The organism is Dermatophilus sp. B7861-1, from assembly GCF_058996045.1.
In genome coordinates, this window is the sequence record NZ_CM180082.1 from 2293749 (window position 1) to 2310290 (window position 16542).

General features: G+C 56.9%; 15 protein-coding genes. 5 read left to right on the forward strand and 10 right to left on the reverse strand.

The window, feature by feature from the left end; translation table 11 throughout:
* Positions 1–148 precede the first annotated feature (148 nt).
* Positions 149–1129 carry a malate dehydrogenase gene (locus AC2T9U_RS10055; protein WP_493696003.1) on the forward strand — a complete coding sequence of 327 codons (981 nt, stop codon included), beginning with the start codon at positions 149–151 and terminating at the stop codon, positions 1127–1129.
* 44 nt (positions 1130–1173) lie between these two features.
* On the opposite strand, the gene AC2T9U_RS10060 is transcribed toward AC2T9U_RS10055, so the two are convergent.
* From AC2T9U_RS10060 to AC2T9U_RS10070, 3 genes are read right to left on the reverse strand one after another with little or no spacing between them, the layout of a single operon-like run.
* Entirely contained in the window at positions 1174–1950 is a 777-nt protein-coding gene (locus AC2T9U_RS10060) for a siderophore-interacting protein (protein ID WP_493696004.1), read from the reverse strand.
* Entirely contained in the window at positions 1943–2347 is a 405-nt protein-coding gene (locus AC2T9U_RS10065; RefSeq protein ID WP_115029094.1) for a hypothetical protein, read from the reverse strand. The genes AC2T9U_RS10060 and AC2T9U_RS10065 overlap by 8 nt, the downstream gene beginning before the upstream one ends.
* Positions 2347–3204 (reverse strand): bifunctional methylenetetrahydrofolate dehydrogenase/methenyltetrahydrofolate cyclohydrolase, encoded by an 858-nt coding sequence (locus AC2T9U_RS10070; protein WP_115032330.1) that lies wholly within the window; start codon positions 3202–3204, stop codon positions 2347–2349. The genes AC2T9U_RS10065 and AC2T9U_RS10070 overlap by 1 nt, the downstream gene beginning before the upstream one ends.
* Positions 3205–3347: 143 nt before the next feature.
* Here AC2T9U_RS10070 and AC2T9U_RS10075 point away from each other — a divergent pair, with 143 nt between their 5' ends.
* Positions 3348–4148, forward strand: a complete 801-nt coding sequence (locus AC2T9U_RS10075; RefSeq protein ID WP_493696005.1) for a hypothetical protein — start codon at positions 3348–3350, stop codon at positions 4146–4148.
* A gap of 63 nt (positions 4149–4211) precedes the next feature.
* Here the strand turns inward: AC2T9U_RS10075 and purH are convergent, their stop codons facing one another.
* Together purH and purN are read right to left on the reverse strand one after the other, a co-directional pair.
* Positions 4212–5870 (reverse strand): bifunctional phosphoribosylaminoimidazolecarboxamide formyltransferase/IMP cyclohydrolase, encoded by a 1659-nt coding sequence (gene purH / locus AC2T9U_RS10080; protein ID WP_493696006.1) that lies wholly within the window; start codon positions 5868–5870, stop codon positions 4212–4214.
* Between the two features lie 49 nt (positions 5871–5919).
* Complete coding sequence (gene purN / locus AC2T9U_RS10085; protein WP_493696953.1) at positions 5920–6558, reverse strand: phosphoribosylglycinamide formyltransferase; 639 nt, start codon at positions 6556–6558, stop codon at positions 5920–5922.
* 98 nt (positions 6559–6656) lie between these two features.
* On the opposite strand from purN, the gene AC2T9U_RS10090 reads away from it, so the two are divergent.
* Positions 6657–7598 (forward strand): nucleoside hydrolase, encoded by a 942-nt coding sequence (locus AC2T9U_RS10090; protein WP_115029090.1) that lies wholly within the window; start codon positions 6657–6659, stop codon positions 7596–7598.
* A 4-nt stretch (positions 7599–7602) separates the two neighbouring features.
* Here AC2T9U_RS10090 and AC2T9U_RS10095 read toward each other — a convergent pair whose 3' ends face one another.
* Positions 7603–9009, reverse strand: coding sequence for a cell division protein PerM (locus tag AC2T9U_RS10095; protein WP_493696007.1), 1407 nt, complete (start codon positions 9007–9009; stop codon positions 7603–7605).
* A gap of 181 nt (positions 9010–9190) precedes the next feature.
* Between AC2T9U_RS10095 and AC2T9U_RS10100 the strand changes: the two genes are divergently transcribed.
* Complete coding sequence (locus tag AC2T9U_RS10100; RefSeq protein ID WP_493696008.1) at positions 9191–9694, forward strand: prepilin peptidase; 504 nt, start codon at positions 9191–9193, stop codon at positions 9692–9694.
* 149 nt (positions 9695–9843) lie between these two features.
* Here AC2T9U_RS10100 and sucD read toward each other — a convergent pair whose 3' ends face one another.
* Both sucD and sucC read right to left on the reverse strand, forming a co-directional pair.
* Complete coding sequence (sucD, locus tag AC2T9U_RS10105) at positions 9844–10734, reverse strand: succinate--CoA ligase subunit alpha (protein WP_493696009.1); 891 nt, start codon at positions 10732–10734, stop codon at positions 9844–9846.
* Between the two features lie 25 nt (positions 10735–10759).
* Entirely contained in the window at positions 10760–11938 is a 1179-nt protein-coding gene (gene sucC / locus AC2T9U_RS10110) for an ADP-forming succinate--CoA ligase subunit beta (protein ID WP_493696954.1), read from the reverse strand.
* A gap of 442 nt (positions 11939–12380) precedes the next feature.
* On the opposite strand from sucC, the gene AC2T9U_RS10115 reads away from it, so the two are divergent.
* Positions 12381–12953, forward strand: coding sequence for a M23 family metallopeptidase (locus AC2T9U_RS10115; protein ID WP_181815976.1), 573 nt, complete (start codon positions 12381–12383; stop codon positions 12951–12953).
* Between the two features lie 506 nt (positions 12954–13459).
* Here the strand turns inward: AC2T9U_RS10115 and AC2T9U_RS10120 are convergent.
* Together AC2T9U_RS10120 and AC2T9U_RS10125 are read right to left on the reverse strand one after the other, a co-directional pair.
* Positions 13460–16051 (reverse strand): UvrD-helicase domain-containing protein, encoded by a 2592-nt coding sequence (locus AC2T9U_RS10120; protein WP_493696010.1) that lies wholly within the window; start codon positions 16049–16051, stop codon positions 13460–13462.
* A gap of 109 nt (positions 16052–16160) precedes the next feature.
* Positions 16161–16511 carry a hypothetical protein gene (locus tag AC2T9U_RS10125; RefSeq protein WP_115029078.1) on the reverse strand — a complete coding sequence of 117 codons (351 nt, stop codon included), beginning with the start codon at positions 16509–16511 and terminating at the stop codon, positions 16161–16163.
* Between the last annotated feature and the right edge of the window lie 31 nt (positions 16512–16542).

Genomic DNA, 16542 nt, shown 5'->3' on the forward strand with positions numbered 1-16542 from the left:
GCTACACAACACCCAGACACCCCCATTTTGGTAGCGTCAAACCCAAGACCGACACGGTCCGATCGCGCGGCAGGCACCACCTAACGGAGCCAAACCGCACGGACACTCACACCAAAGCAGCACCGTCGCTGGAAGGGTTGATGAACCTGTGAGCACCACCCCCGTCAAGATCGCCGTCACCGGAGCCGCCGGGCAAATCGGCTACAGCCTCCTATTCCGAATCGCAGCCGGAGACCTTCTCGGCCCCAATACCCCCATCGAACTGCGACTCCTCGAAATTGCCCCAGCCCTACCGGCTCTCAAAGGCGTCGTCATGGAACTCGACGACTGCGCCTTCCCCACCCTCACCAACATCAAAATCGGTGACAACCCCGAAGAAATCTTCGAAGACGTCGACGGTGCCATGCTCGTAGGTGCTATGCCCCGCAAAGAAGGCATGGACCGCGCCGACCTCCTTGCCGCCAACGGGAAAATCTTCACCGGTCAAGGCGCCGCACTCAACAAGGTCGCCCCCAAAGCCAAGGTTCTCGTCACCGGAAACCCAGCCAACACCAACGCCCTCATCGCCATGAAAAACGCCCCCGACATGGCCCCAGAGCAATTTAACGCCCTCACTCGCCTGGACCACAACCGCGCCAAATCCATGCTGGCCAAAAAACTCAACGTGACAGTCGAAGAAATCAAAAACCTCGCTATTTGGGGTAACCACGACGACTCGATGTACCCAGACCTGTTCAACACCACAGTGAACGGTAAAGCCGCCACTGAACTGGTCGAACAGACTTGGATCACTGAGGAATACATTCCCACCGTCGCAACCCGCGGCGGAGCCATCATCAAAGCACGCGGTGCATCCTCCGCTGCCTCGGCTGCTAACGCCACCATCGACCACATGCGTGACTGGATGCTCGGCACCGACGAAATCGTCTCCATGTCCGTGCCCTCCGACGGCTCCTACGGCGTACCAGAAGGCATCATCTCCTCCTTCCCATGCCACGTAAAAGACGGAAAATACGAAATTGTTCAAGGCATCGAACTCAATGACTTCAGTAAAGAGCGCATCATGGCATCGGCCGCGCGCCTGGAAGCCGAGCGCGACCAAGTCAAAGAACTTGGCCTGATCAAATAACCCCAACACAGTGAGGCGGCCACCCAGGTGGCCGCCTCACTCCATCACTGCTCCGGTCGGCCAGCGTTACGCCCCTCAGCCTTCGTCCAATACGCAACCGCATCAACCTGATGCCGATCCAAACCACCCTGCGTAACAAGAGCATTACGTAGTTGCCTTACTGCCGCAGACTCCCCCGCAATCCACACAGAACTACGAGCAGAGACCTCACCAGGCAACGAAGCGGCCAGCTCACTCATACGCGAACCATGAGCAGCACCATCCCGATCCATCCAGACAACATCCACCTCAGCACCCGTCACAGACCTCACCGGCTGATGCTCACCTGCATCCGCAACCTCAATAAACGCTCGCACCGGCAGCTCAGCAGCCAAAGAAGCAACAATTGCTTGCAACGCAGGCAATCCCGTCTCATCAGCAACAAGAACTACCTCCTCGGCTCCTTCAACTGGAACAAAACCGCCGACAGGCGCAGTCAACATCAGCTCATCGCCCACCTGCACCTGCGACGCCCATGCTGCGGCCACGCCGCCGGGATGCAACACAAAATCGACAGTCGCCTCACCAGCCTGCGCATCAAGCCACAACAGCGTGTATGTACGACGCTTTCGCCGAGCCCGCGACATCTCATCCGCATCACCGGTAAACCTATGTGAATCAGGAAAACTCAACTTGACCCGCTGATCCGGGCCCGTCGCCACTGCCTCAGTCAACCCAGACCCGCTAAACGTCACACGACGCATACGCGCAGTCACATCCTCAACCGCCGTCACCACGCACACACCCAACCCCTCGCGCGCACGACGAACCCGTTCAGTCACTCACATCCCCCAATTCGCTTTGCGACGCCGAGACCGCCGCTCGTGCATTCTTTCTCGACAACACCAACATGACTAAACCCCACATGACCAGGGCAAAATCAGCGATTACTAGCCAGCGCACACTCATATTTCGAGTCACCAACATGGAAGCGCCGGCCATATTAATGACAGCAGTGCTGTACAACCACACATCCATCGACTGTGAACGTAACTGCACAGCACCTAAATCAAACCCACGCGACTCACCAAACACGCGCAGCAGAAGACAGACCGCCAAACCAATAGCGACCAACCCACCACCAATCAACACGCGCCCAAAAGCCGCAAAAACCAGGCCAACGACAGTGACCGCCGCCAAAGCCCACCACAAACCCAGCCCCGCGAACGGGTTACGCATCAGACCTCAGCCAGCCCTGCCTGCCGCTCCGCGGCCTCAACAAGGTTGCTCAACAACATCGCACGCGTCATCGGACCCACACCACCAGGATTCGGTGAAACCCAACCCGCAATCTCAGCAACGTCCAAAGCCACATCACCAGCAATTTTCCCGTTTACACGCGAAACACCCACATCAAGCACAGCCGCGCCGGGCTTGACCATCTCTTTCGTCACGATGCCCGGTACCCCAGCAGCTGCGATGACAATATCTGCCTCACGCGTATGCGCAGCCAAATCCTTCGTCCCCGTGTGACACATCGTCACCGTCGCATTCTCTGAACGCCGCGTCAACAACATTCCAATAGGCCGCCCCACAGTCAGCCCACGCCCAACAACCACCACATTCGCCCCGGCCAAAGGCACATTAAAACGACGCAACAATTCAACACACCCCAACGGAGTACACGGCAACGGCGCTGGCCGATTCATCACCAAACACCCCAAGTTGTACGGGTGCAACCCATCAATATCCTTAGCCGGATCCACGCGCGACAACAACGCAAACTCATCCAACCCCGTGGGCTGCTGCACAATGAACCCCGTCACCTTGGGGTCCTCATTCAACTGATCAATCAGCTCTTCAACCTGCGCTTGCGAAGCATCAGCCGGCAAATCATGCCGCATGCCGCGCACACCAATCTGCTCACAATCCCGATGCTTGGCATTCACATAAATCTGCGATCCCGGATCCTCGCCCACCAAAACCGTAGCTAGCCCAGGGACAACACCACATTCACTCAAACGCGCCACCCGAACCTTCAACTCTTCCTTAATGGTCGCAAGAGTGGACTTTCCATCGAGAATGCCAGCAGTCATGGCATGCATCATTTCACAGCCAAACTCAGCTCTCGCTTTATCCTGAAATCAATCCCCCACCTGAACTCTGATCACCCTCTCCCCCAAAGTAATCCAGCACAACATACGGTCACACAGCCCAACTCCTAGAGAGGCAGCCACGCGTGCGGACTCATAACCACCCTGTAATACGCCTGACCACCACACTTCTGGCACTCACCACACTCTCTGCATGCGGCCCCACCCCCAACAGCACCCCCACCATCACCACCACCGCCACCGCTGCCGCCACAAACAACAACACACCCCCCGCCTCCAACACCACGACACCAACCAGCACCACCCCCACCATCGACCCCACCACCGTCGCCCGAATGACCGGCGGAAACGGCACATCTTTGAAATACATGCTCGGCGAATCGTTCCTACCCGTGGGATGGAACGTCACTACCCCCCGAGACTCCGGCGGCTACCGCATGAACATCTGCGGCGTAGACATCGAACCGCACCCTCCAGTCGATACAACCGCAAAACGCTGGCAACAAACCCCTACCGGCCCATGGATTGAACAACACATCCGCACCTACGAAGGCAACACCGCAACCAACATCATCACCGCACTCAAAACACGCATCACCGACTGCCAGCGCTACACCGCTACCGACACCCACGGCGGATCCAGCACTTACACCGTCTCCGGCCTCACCCTCCGCAGCGCCGACCCCGATACCATCACCTGGCGACAACAACTCGTACCACCACCGCCACCGGCCACAACAACACCCACCTCACCCGCTGCAACACCCTCCCCATCCAACAGCCCCACCCCCCACCAACTCACCCAAGACGTAGCCCTAACCAAAATCGGCAACACCACCGTCATGCTGATCTCATACGCCGTCGACCAAACCCCCTCCGTTCCCCTCCTCGACGCCGCACTCTCATACTTGAAAAAACGCCACTAAACTCACCCAACGCAATGGCCCGGTCCCCTCTCAAAGGAACCCGGGCCATCCGCATCACATCACTCAGTGCGCAAAATGCCGTGTACCAGTGAAGTACAAAGTCACACCCGCGCTCTCAGCAGCAGCAATCACCTCATCATCACGTACAGACCCACCAGGAGCCACGACCGCACGCACCCCAGCATCAATCAACACCTGCAAACCATCCGCAAACGGGAAAAACGCATCAGAAGACGCAACCGAACCCTGAACCCGCTCCTGGCCAGCGCGCGACACCGCCAAACGACACGAATCAACACGGTTCACCTGTCCCATACCGACACCAACCGATGCGCCATCCTTAGCAAGCAAAATGGCGTTCGACTTCGTCGCACGCACAGCACGCCACGCGAACTGCAAGTCCGCCAACGTCGCCTCATCGGCAGCAGCACCCGCCACAAGCGTCCACCGCGCGGCATCATCACCATGCCCAGCTGAAGGCTTGTCATCATCAGAAACTGGAACTTCAGCATCGATCAGGTCGCGCTGCTGAACCAGCAAACCGCCCGAGATATGCCGCACCTCAAAACCCTCACGCACAGGCGTAGGCGTCTTCAACAACCGGATGTTCTTCTTTATCCGAAGAATATCCAAAGCCTCTGGCTCGAAATCCGGCGCAACAACAACCTCGGTGAAAATATCCTTCACCATACGAGCCATCTCCGCCGTCACTGGACGGTTCACAGCAATAATGCCGCCAAACGCGCTCGTCGGATCACACTCATGCGCCTTCCGGTGAGCAACAGCAATCCCCTCTTCCTCCGAAGCGATAGCTATACCACAAGGATTGGCGTGTTTGATGACAGCGCACGTCGGCTGATCCCCATGATCATGGCAAGCACGCAACGCTGCGTCGGCATCCACATAGTTGTTGTAGCTCATCGCTTTACCGTGCAATTGCACAGCCTGCGTCAAGCCCTCTACAGCACCGGCATAAAGCGCCGCGCTCTGATGAGGATTCTCGCCATAGCGCAACACATCAACGCGCCGATACCCCGCCCCTACCCATTCAGGAAAACCTGAATCTTCCGGCGCCTGCTCCACCACCGAACGGCTCATCCACGCCGCAATCGCAACATCATACGAAGCTGTCATCGCAAAAGCCTGCGCAGCCAACTTCTTACGCTGCTCCAACGTAAAACCACCAGCACGCACAGCCTCAGCAGCCTGCGCATACTGCGACGGATCCGTCACAATCGCTACCGACTGATGATTCTTCGCAGCCCCACGAACCATCGATGGACCGCCAATGTCGATCTGCTCCACCGTCTCATCAACACCCGCCCCCTGCGCCACCGTCTCCTCGAATGGGTACAGGTTGACAACAACCAATTCAAATGGCTCCACACCCAACTCACCCAGCTGCTCCAAGTGGTCCGGCTTACGCGTATCCGCCAACAACCCTGCATGCACGTTTGGGTGAAGAGTCTTCACACGACCTTCAAGACACTCCGGGAACTTCGTGATGTCTTCAACATTCACCACCGGAAGACCCGCCGCCTCAATAGCACGCGCCGACCCACCCGTCGACACCAGCTCCACACCTGCATCGTGCAAACACGTAGCAAACTCAATCAAAGACGTCTTGTCATACACCGACAACAAGGCACGCCGAACAGGACGACGCCCCTGCGCATCACTACCAGCAGCAGGGCCAGACGCTGCACTCACTTTGACAGCCACAACTCTCCTCTAAAACAACAACCCGAACAAAACAAACAAGCTCAATGCATCAAACCACGCACGAGCCACCACTCATCCTGCTCTCACCACCAAACAGCACCCTGCGCCCCTGAACACGCGCACCATCCACCGCCAAACGCCGCACCACCTCCACCAACATCTCCCGCTCAACTACCTTGATACGTTCATGAAGCGAATCCTCAGTATCACCATCAGCTACAGCAACCACCCGCTGATCAATGATCGCTCCAGTGTCGACACCTGCATCAACAAAGTGACATGTAGCTCCCGTCACACGCACCCCATACGCCAGCGCATCTCGCACCCCATGAGCGCCAGGAAAACTCGGCAACAACGCCGGATGAGTATTGATAAACCGCCCCCCAAACCTGGCCAAAAACGCTGGCCCAACAATTTTCATAAAACCAGCCCCCACCACCAAATCCGGCTCGAAAGAAGCAACAGCCTCCATCAATGCCACATCCCACCCACTCCGATCCGCAAAATCCCCCACCGGAACCACAAACGTCGGAATCCCAACTCGCTCAGCACGAGCCAAACCCTCAATCCCCCCGCGATCAGCACCCACGGCAACCACACGCACCGGATAGTCCTCATGCGAGGCAATCGCATCTAGCAATGCCTGCAAATTTGTGCCCCCACCAGAAACCAACACCACCACAGACAGCGGCTTATCCACCGACACGCCACCTGGAAACAAGCACAACAAATCACTAGTCACACAACGAGCCTAACTGCCACACCCACAATCGCTACTCTGCGCGCATGAACGCAACCCCCACCATCATCCTGGACTGCGACCCCGGCATCGACGATGCCATCGCCATCCTTCTCGCCCAAGGACACCCCGACATCAACCTCGCCGCTATCACCACTGTCGGCGGCAACTCTTCCCTCCACAACGTCACCCACAACGCACTCGCCCTAGCAACCCTCAGCAACATCACCGCACCCATCGCAGCCGGATGCGCACAGCCCCTCAACAACACGTACAAAAACGCCACCCACATCCACGGCACCGACGGAATCGGCGGCATCACACTGCCCACCCCTGACCGCTCCACCGATCCCCGCCACGGCGCACAACTGATCATCGACACCATCATGACCAACGACCCCGACACCATCACCCTGGTCCCCATTGGCCCGATGACCAACATCGCCACCGCGATAACCATCGAGCCCCGCATCATCAACCGCATACACGAAGTCGTCTTTATGGGTGGAAGTCACGGAACCGGCAACGTCACCCCCGTCGCCGAATTCAACATCCACGCCGACCCCGAAGCTGCATCTATCGTCCTCAACGCCGACTGGCCCATCACCATGATCGGCCTGGACCTCACCCGCCAAGCCATCGCCACCCCCGAGGTCATCACCTCCATCCGCAACATCAACACAACCACCGCAACCCTTGTAGCCGACCTCCTCAACACCTACAGCGCGAACTACCGCACCACCGGTAGCTCCCACACCGGAGCAATCGTGCACGACCCATGCGCAGTTGCACGTGTCCTAGCCCCCACACTCATCACCTGCATCCCCGCCCCCATCCACGTCGAGCAACACGGCACACTCACCCGCGGCATGACCGTCACCGACCTACGCACAGCAACCACCGCCGACTGCCACACCCGCACCGCAACCCACCTCAATACCGACGGATTCTGGGAACTTGTCCGTACCGCCCTTCGACACCTCCCCTAGAAGATCACCGACTCCCTGACGTAGCGGGCTCTTTCGCGCTCTCCTCCGGAGAAACAAAACGAGCCCGCAACACCATCGAGGCAAACACCACCACCCACGCACCCGCCAACATCTCAGCAGCCAACGTAGCTCCCATAGCCACACCACTAACTCCTACATCCACCAGACGCTGATTACCCAACGACCCAGCCGTCAACACACCAACCGCGCCCATCATCACCGCACACAACAGCACTGCACCAGAAACCACCAACAAACGCCCCAACAACAAACCACGCCCAGACCTAGGAGCCAAACCAGCACGCCCAGCCTCACGCACGCCAACCGCAGGCAAAGCACTCCCCACACTCCGCAACGCCCACACAGCCACACACATCCCCACCACCACAGGAACAGCCACCGACGCCGTCATCCACCCCGGTAATGGCCCAGGATCGGGCAAGGCACCCAACACCGGCACCAACGGCACCGGCTCCACACTCGCATTACCCCACGTGATCAACGTGTCCTCACCAATTGAAAAACCAGGCCCTGCAGCGAAACCCACCGCCCACGTAGCCAACGTCAACGCATACGCCAACTGCACAACCGTGAACAAAACACCGCCAACCAAACCCGGACTCACATAGCTATTCACCACCTCAACACGCTGCCACCCAACAACCACCGCAGCCACAACCGCAACAACTCCCGCAGCCAACAACACCACCACACCACGAACGGCCGGGCCAACAACCCGCTTACCCCAATCAGGAACATCAACCCGCCAAAACCACCCCAGCCGCGGAATAACCCGTCCCAAACCACCCTCAAACCGACGCTGAACAGCAACCACAAAAGCAATCACAGGCCAGCACACACCAGCAAACGGCGCCCACAACACCGACGCAGATATCCCCTCAACTCTGGCCAATACCGCCACCAACACCAGTACTACTGCATACCCAGAAACAAAACCGACCCCACCACGAACTACATCTCGCCGCGCACCCGAACCAGTCAACTCCACCGAACTAGCAGAACCACCTGCATCCGGCATGCGCCCCAACAAACGTCCACCAGCCCACACCAACGACCCCAGCGGCACCACAGCTGCCAACCACGGCACCACGCTGACTGTTTGCTCCTGAATCAACAACGGCACTCCCTGGGCGAACAACCACGTTTGCAGCCCAAAAACCACTGCACCCAGCCCCGAGCCCGACCCGGTCGAACCAGCCAACCACCCCACTAATACAAACAACACAAACAACACACTCGACACCAACGCCGCCCATACAGCTTCAACAACACCACCAATAAGCGGCGGCCTCTTCACACTCACAGACGACAACGAACCCGGTTCACCCGCGGAGGAACCACGCGGACCACGGCGACGGAACTTAAACGAAGGCATACGTAGCGCAGACATCCCACCCATCTTCCCCGCCAACCCTCAAACACCCAAGCACCACGACACCCCAAACACATTCACCCCAGACACAACTACTCCACAACCCCTCCGCACTCACACATCACCCCAGACAACCCCAGCGGCACCAACCTCACAGCGACCACCATGAAGCCACCAACACAACCAGCGGAGACACACCATGCTCACCCCGATAACCATCACCATCACCCTGGACATTGGTTTCCTCTTATGGGCCATCCCCCTCACCTACAACGACATCCGCTACCACCGTTTACCCCGACCGCTGACCCTTGGCGCCATCGCAGTCCTGCTCGCTGCCGGCATTCTTCTATGGGCCACAACCACCCTGATCACTAACGACCCCTCCAGATGGCACAATCACCTCGCCACCGCAGCAGCAGGCGCACTCAGCCTTCGCCTCCTCTACCGTTTACTCCACCACTGCGCCCCTAGCAGCCTCGGCCGCGGAGATGTAACGCTTGCCCTACCGCTAGGAGCCATCCTCGGCTGGCACAGCATCGACACCCTCATAATCGGTGCCTGGCTTGGCTTTGCTTTCTCCGGTATCACCGCCCTCGCACTTCTGCTCACTCGACAAGCGCATCGCTACACGCACATACCCCACGGCCCAGCCATGCTCATCGGTGCTGCATGCGCCATCAGCGCAGGACACCTCACCTAAGTCACAAAGACACAACCACTACACCTATTTTGGCTGACCTTTATAACTTCTTCCCGCTGACGCCTACACGCGCACCCACCAGATGGGTGTGGGGTTTCTCCTGGCAGGAGAAACCCCACACCCATCTGGTAACACTGCAAGCAAACGGATCAAAGCTCAGAAGTCATGAGCTCGCGCATAAGATTTGCGGTCTCCGTAGGAGTCTTCCCCACCTTTACTCCAGCAGCCTCAAGAGCGGCTTTCTTTGCATCAGCCGTACCTGCTCCACCAGAGACAATCGCGCCAGCGTGCCCCATGGTCTTTCCCTCCGGAGCCATAAAACCGGCCACATACCCCACAACAGGCTTCGTCACATTCTCTTTAATGTAGGCAGCTGCTCGCTCCTCAGCATCTCCGCCGATCTCACCGATCATGACGATGCCTTCGGTCTGCGGGTCAGCTTCGAAAGCCGCAATCGCATCAATGTGCGTGGTTCCCACAATCGGGTCACCCCCGATACCGATTGCCGTGGTAAATCCAAGGTCCCGCAACTCGTACATCATCTGGTACGTCAATGTGCCTGATTTAGAAACAAGCCCGAGCTTTCCTGTAGGGGCGATGTCTGCCGGCGTGATGCCTGCGTTCGACACCTCAGGAGTGATGACGCCTGGACAGTTCGGACCAATAATCCGTGTAGTCCCTTTGGCCTGCGCGTAGTTGAAGAACTCGGCAGTGTCCTTGACCGCAATACCTTCTGTGATGACCACGAGCAATGGCATCTGAGCATCTACTGCCTCGATCACCGCGTCCTTAGCGAACTTTGGGGGCACGAAGACTACCGAGACATTGGCACCTGTCTGGGCCATCGCTTCGGCCACTGTGCCAAAGACCGGAACAGTGTGCCCAGCATCGAACCTCACCTGCTGACCCGACTTATGCGGGTTAACACCGCCAACAATGCGCGAACCAGCTGCCAGCATGCGCTGCGTGTGCTTCATACCTTCAGAGCCGGTCATGCCTTGAACAATGATCTTGCTGTCGGCGTTAAGGAAAATAGACATTTGTTCCCTCTCAAGTGCTCGCAGATCAGTGGCTCGCCGCAGCGAGTTCGGCAGCCTTGCGGGCACCGCCGTCCATGGTGTCTTCGATGGTGACAAGAGCGTGACCGTAGTCAGCCAAAATGCCTCGCCCCTGCTCGACGTTGTTGCCATCCAAGCGAACCACCAAAGGCTTGGTCGCCTTATCCCCCAACTTGTTGAGTGCACCTACGATGCCGTTCGCTACCGCATCACATGCAGTAATCCCACCGAACACATTTACGAACACGGCTTTGACCTGCTCATCTCCGAGAATGACGTCCAGCCCATTTGCCATAACCTCAGCAGAAGCACCACCACCGATATCAAGGAAGTTAGCCGGCTTGCTCACTCCACCGGTGTGCTCTTGACCTGCATAGGCAACGACATCGAGGGTGCTCATCACTAGCCCTGCGCCATTACCGATAATGCCTACGTTGCCATCCAGCTTCACGTAGTTAAGACCAAGCGACTTAGCTTTCGCTTCTAGAGGGTCCTCGGCAGCTTCGTCTACTAGGTCAGCATGGCCTGGCTGACGGAACGCTGCATTGTCATCAAGAGTGACTTTTCCGTCTAGTGCAACAATCTCGCCGGAAGCAACTTTGACGAGAGGGTTCACTTCAACAAGCGTGGCATCTTCGTCACGATAGACCTCCCACAGCTTCATAAGTACTGGCGCAACTTTTGTTGCTGTATCAGCGTCAAATCCTGCAGCAGCAGTAATCTCGTCTGCTTTTGCCTCGTCAATACCCACGTTCGGGTCTACCGCTACACGCGCTAGCGCTTCAGGGCGCTCGACGGCAAGTTGTTCAATTTCCATACCGCCCTCTTTGCTGCACATGGCAAGATAGGCGCGGTTAGTTCGATCTAGCAGGATTGAGAAGTAGTATTCTTCTTCAATCTGAGCGCCTGCCGCTATCATCACTCGGTGTACAGTATGTCCTTTGATGTCCATCCCGAGGATCTGCTCAGCATACTTTTCAGCCTCATCCGAGGTTTTGGCGACCTTAACTCCCCCAGCTTTACCCCGGCCGCCAGTTTTCACTTGGGCTTTGACCACAGTTACTCCGCTTGAGATTTCTTCAGCAGCAGCACGGGCCTTTGCAGGAGTATCAGCGGTTTTACCAGCAAGCACGGGAACACCATGCTTCTCGAACATGTCTCGGGCTTGATATTCGAAAAGATCCACGAGGGACAACCTCATTGTCGTCGGGTGGCTCATGCGTCACTGGCGCACTCTGCCGCGGTTTACTTCTGCAGATGACATCTCGAAGGTACAGGAAAAGTGAGTTTCAACACCGGAAAGATATCGCGGTCAGCGAAATATAGTTATTGACCAGCATATTCAACAGTCGTATATACATATATTTTTTTCCCAAAAAGAATTTTGTAAACGTTATCATCGGCGTGTCGCGGCGATGTGGTGTGACCTCATGTCACAAATCCATAACGGAGTTGGTAGTGTCACCCCCGTTCGCCCCCCTGATGGCGAATCGGCATATGCCACCCTGCTCGACCACGCATCACCGTCGAAGGAGTCGGTCGAGGATTCCCTGTGCTTCATCTGGGGAAGTGGGGTACGCCGCGTGCAAACGCGGCAGCAACTGCCGCACCCCTTAAGAAGGAATACGATGTCGCAATACCAGGGACGCCACCGAGCGCAAAAACAGCAAAACAACGTCGGACGCGGAATTGTCGCTTCAGCTGCTCTGGCAGCCGGCATCGGCCTAGTGGGCAACGGCACCGCTGAAGCAGCCGCCCCCGCAATCGCCGGACAGACCGCTGCTTCCAGCGCAGCACAGGCCGCAGTTAAGTCCTTCGCCTTCGCCGCTCCCGTTACCGGAACCCATATCTCTTCCGGCTTCGGAATGCGCTGGGGCCGCATGCACAAGGGCGTTGACTTCGCTGGCCGTAAGGGAACCCCGATCCGCGCCGTTGCAGCCGGACGCGTCACCGTGGCAAGCAACCTTGCTGGATACGGCAAGGTCGTTTACATCGACCACGGCGATGGCACGCAGACCCGCTACGCACACCTGAACTGCTTCTCCACCAAGGTCGGCGAGCGCGTCAAGGCTGGCGAGAAGATCGGTGAACTCGGCAACACTGGACACTCCACCGGACCTCACCTGCACTTCGAAGTCCGCATTAAGGGTCGTGCGATCAACCCCCTGCCGTGGCTTGACGCCCGCGGTGTTCGTCCCTGACGAAATCCACAGACTTCTTACGAGGAGATCGGGTCGCCTGGGGGTATAAAAAGGCGGCCCGACTCCCCGGGCTCGACGTTCAGCTGAGACAATCGTTCCGATGAATGGCTGCACCAACAGCCGGTAATAGGTCAGAAATCTCATCCTGCTTTTCTGCCCTACGACCCAGGCTGTCATCGAGTGCGCCTACCATCCGGGAGCGGGAATACTCCAAACCTGCGCTACCTCTAGCCCATGGTTGAGTGTTAGGTGTGTCTCAGCTACGTCGATCCACGCTTTACCACCTTCTGGGAGCAAGTGCGTTCACTGTCGCTGCAACTGCAGTGACGGGGGCATGTACACACTCGCACCCAGGCACGTGACGCGTTGCGATATCCACACCCGCACCTCACGTGTAGAGCACATGGACTGCCGTCGCGCTGCTCCATGAGCATCACAATGGCAATAAATAGCATGTTGATGGGGTCGCGTTATATCGCGACCCCATCAACATATTCGTTGCCGCATCACAGCTTCTCTAACGGTGCATACCTCAGCAACAGCCTCTTCACTTTGCTCTCACCGAAGTCAACGTGCGCAATTGTGCGATCACCCTCACCTTCAATCTGGACCACACGCCCTAGGCCAAACGAATCATGCGTTACCCGATCACCGGGAACTAGCGCAATAATCGGTCGATTCGCAACTGGCCTCACCCGCGACGCCGAAGACAACGTGGCCACCGCCGGAGCCACACGCAAATCCCCACTTACAGCAGCCTCTGTTCTTTCCCACTCCACCAACTCCTGCGGAATCTCCGAAAGAAATCGCGAAGGCGGATTGTATTTCGGAGTGCCCCACGCAGAACGAACCACAGCCCGCGATACATGCAACCGTTCCCTCGCGCGTGTAATGCCCACGTAAGCCAAACGGCGCTCCTCCTCCATCTCATGGGAACTTTCAAAAGCCCTGAAATGAGGGAACGTCCCATCCTCCATCCCGACCACAAACACCACGGGGAACTCCAACCCTTTCGCCGTGTGCATGGTCATCAACGTAACTGCGCCCTCATACTCACCCGAAGCTTGCGCTTCTGCGCCCCCTGCAGCAACCGCTTCATCTGGGACATCATCCGAATCTGCTACCAACGAGACGCGTTCAAGAAACTCAGTCAGCTCATCCAAAGGGTCATCCGCCATTGCCTCTGCTGACGTTGTCTTCACGGGTAAGTCTTTCCCTTGAGCTAGCGCATCCGCGACAGCTTCCTCATGCGCAGCAGTCTGGGCCTCAAACCGCCGACTTTCGCGCTCTTCATCGAACTCCCGAGCCACCGAAACAAGCTCCGCAAGGTTATCCAAGCGAGTTTCATCCTGCGGATCCTTACTTCCGCGCAGCTCGTCAAGATATCCCGACTGTTCAAGAATTGCCTCGACCAACCCAGCTACGCCAACTCCATCCTCCAGAACATTGCGGAGCGCCTCCAACAAAGTGGTGAATGAACGAACCGCATTCGCAGAGCGTTTAGCCATCATCGGGATTTCATCAGCACGCCCCAACGCCTCAACAAACGTAATACGCTCACAATCAGCGAAATCAGCAACAAGAGCTTCAGCGCGGTCACCAATACCACGTTTGGGAACATTAAGAATGCGGCGCAAGTTAACCGTATCCGCAGGATTAGCGATTGTTTTCAAATACGCTAAAACGTCTTTTACCTCACGGCGCTCATAGAAACGAGTTCCGCCAATAACTTTGTACGGAAGCCCAGTTCGCACCAACACCTCTTCAAGAGCACGCGACATCGCGTTAGTGCGATAAAAGATAGCAACTTCGTGCGGTTTCACAGACTCGCTCTTTATAAGCTGTTCAATCCGCCGCGCAACGAAGGCAGCCTCATCATGCTCAGAATCTGCCACATAACCAACAATTTTCGGCCCCGCACCACCTTCACTCCACAACTTCTTCGGGCGACGCTCACTATTTTGCGAAATAACAGCATTAGCTGCAGAAAGAATAGTTTGCGTGGAACGATAGTTCTGCTCAAGAACAATCGTGGTGGCATCAGGGTAATCTTGTTCGAATTCATTGATGTTTCGGATACTTGCCCCACGGAAAGCATAAATTGACTGATCAGAATCACCCACGACAACTAATTCAGCCCCAGGAACCCAGGATTGCGACAGCAATCCCTTTTCGGGATCAGCAGGTTTCTCTGGGACAGGAGAAGCTAGCTCCCGAACCAACGCATACTGGGCATGATTCGTATCCTGATACTCATCCACCATAATGTGCCGGAACCGACGACGGTAATACTCAGCAACCTCCGGGAAAGCTTGCAGCATATGAACCGTCACCATAATGAGGTCATCGAAATCAAAAGCATTCGCTTGCCTCAGCCTTCGCTGATATTCCGAATACACATCAGCAACAATTCCATCAATGACCTCTGCACCCTCAGAGCGAGCCCGAGAAGCAAACTCATCCGAATCAATTAATTCATTTTTCAAATTACTGATCCGGTGAGCAAAACTGCGCGGAGTGTGCCGTTTAGTATCAATATTCAGCTCACGCATAACCAACGCCATCAAACGTTGACTATCAGCAGCATCGTAAATAGAAAAACCACTCTTCATGCCGACCTTGTCGGCCTCACGCCGCAAAATACGCACACACGCAGAGTGAAACGTACTCACCCACATCGCCCGCGCCCTACCACCCACCAACTGCTCAACTCGCTCACGCATCTCACCAGCAGCCTTGTTGGTGAAAGTGATCGCAAGAATCTGCCCCGGCTGGACACCACGAGCCCCCAACAAATACGCAATTCGATGCGTCAAAACCCTCGTTTTGCCCGACCCCGCACCAGCGACGATCAACAACTGCCCACCCTCATGCAAAACCGCCTGCTTCTGTGGTTCGTTCAATCCCTCCACCAACGCGGCAGCATCAAACACCGAACGCCCCTCAGGACGCCTCACACCCCCCAAATCATGATCAGGTGACTCCTGCGGAGCAGGCACACATCCCCCAGCTCCATCCACATCACTCGCAGTTACAGGCCCTTTCGGCACAACATCGCCCAGAGCCTCAAAAGGCACATTCTCGAACAGGTTGCTCATCACCGATAACTGTAGGCGGCCATCCCCACCAGCACGCGGGGACAGCCGCCTGACAACACGCCGACAATCTCACGCACGGCGCATCACACGCCGTACTCCACCAGGAAGATCAGCCCATAAACCCCAGCCCAATCACGGTGTTGACCAACGTCAACCCAAGTGCCACATGAGCCAACGTAAACGAATCCTGACCACGCTTAGCCTTCGCATTCGACGCCTCACACAAACCAACAACAGCAACCGCAACAAGCAGCTTTACCCCGACCATCATGTGGTTCACCGTGCCGCCAGACATCTCCAGCACACCCACCAAACCCAAACCAATCAACAGCTGCAGGCGTGCACCCCACACCATCAACGCATGAATCCGACGGGCCGCGAAGGACATCGCCCAACCAACCAGGATGAGCAGCAGCCCAAGCCAGTGCATAAGACCAAGGACGGTGAAAGTAGTTGCCATACACCCACACTAACGACTGCCCAACACCTAC

Coding starts and splice junctions, on each gene's coding strand:
- AC2T9U_RS10095 (WP_493696007.1), bottom strand. CDS start 9,009: ATGTCTGCGCTACGTATGCCTTCGTTTAAGTTCCGTCGCCGTGGTCCG.
- AC2T9U_RS10090 (WP_115029090.1), top strand. CDS start 6,657: ATGAACGCAACCCCCACCATCATCCTGGACTGCGACCCCGGCATCGAC.
- AC2T9U_RS10065 (WP_115029094.1), bottom strand. CDS start 2,347: ATGCGTAACCCGTTCGCGGGGCTGGGTTTGTGGTGGGCTTTGGCGGCG.
- AC2T9U_RS10115 (WP_181815976.1), top strand. CDS start 12,381: ATGTCGCAATACCAGGGACGCCACCGAGCGCAAAAACAGCAAAACAAC.
- AC2T9U_RS10070 (WP_115032330.1), bottom strand. CDS start 3,204: ATGACTGCTGGCATTCTCGATGGAAAGTCCACTCTTGCGACCATTAAG.
- AC2T9U_RS10120 (WP_493696010.1), bottom strand. CDS start 16,051: ATGAGCAACCTGTTCGAGAATGTGCCTTTTGAGGCTCTGGGCGATGTT.
- AC2T9U_RS10125 (WP_115029078.1), bottom strand. CDS start 16,511: ATGGCAACTACTTTCACCGTCCTTGGTCTTATGCACTGGCTTGGGCTG.
- sucD (WP_493696009.1), bottom strand. CDS start 10,734: ATGTCTATTTTCCTTAACGCCGACAGCAAGATCATTGTTCAAGGCATG.
- AC2T9U_RS10100 (WP_493696008.1), top strand. CDS start 9,191: ATGCTCACCCCGATAACCATCACCATCACCCTGGACATTGGTTTCCTC.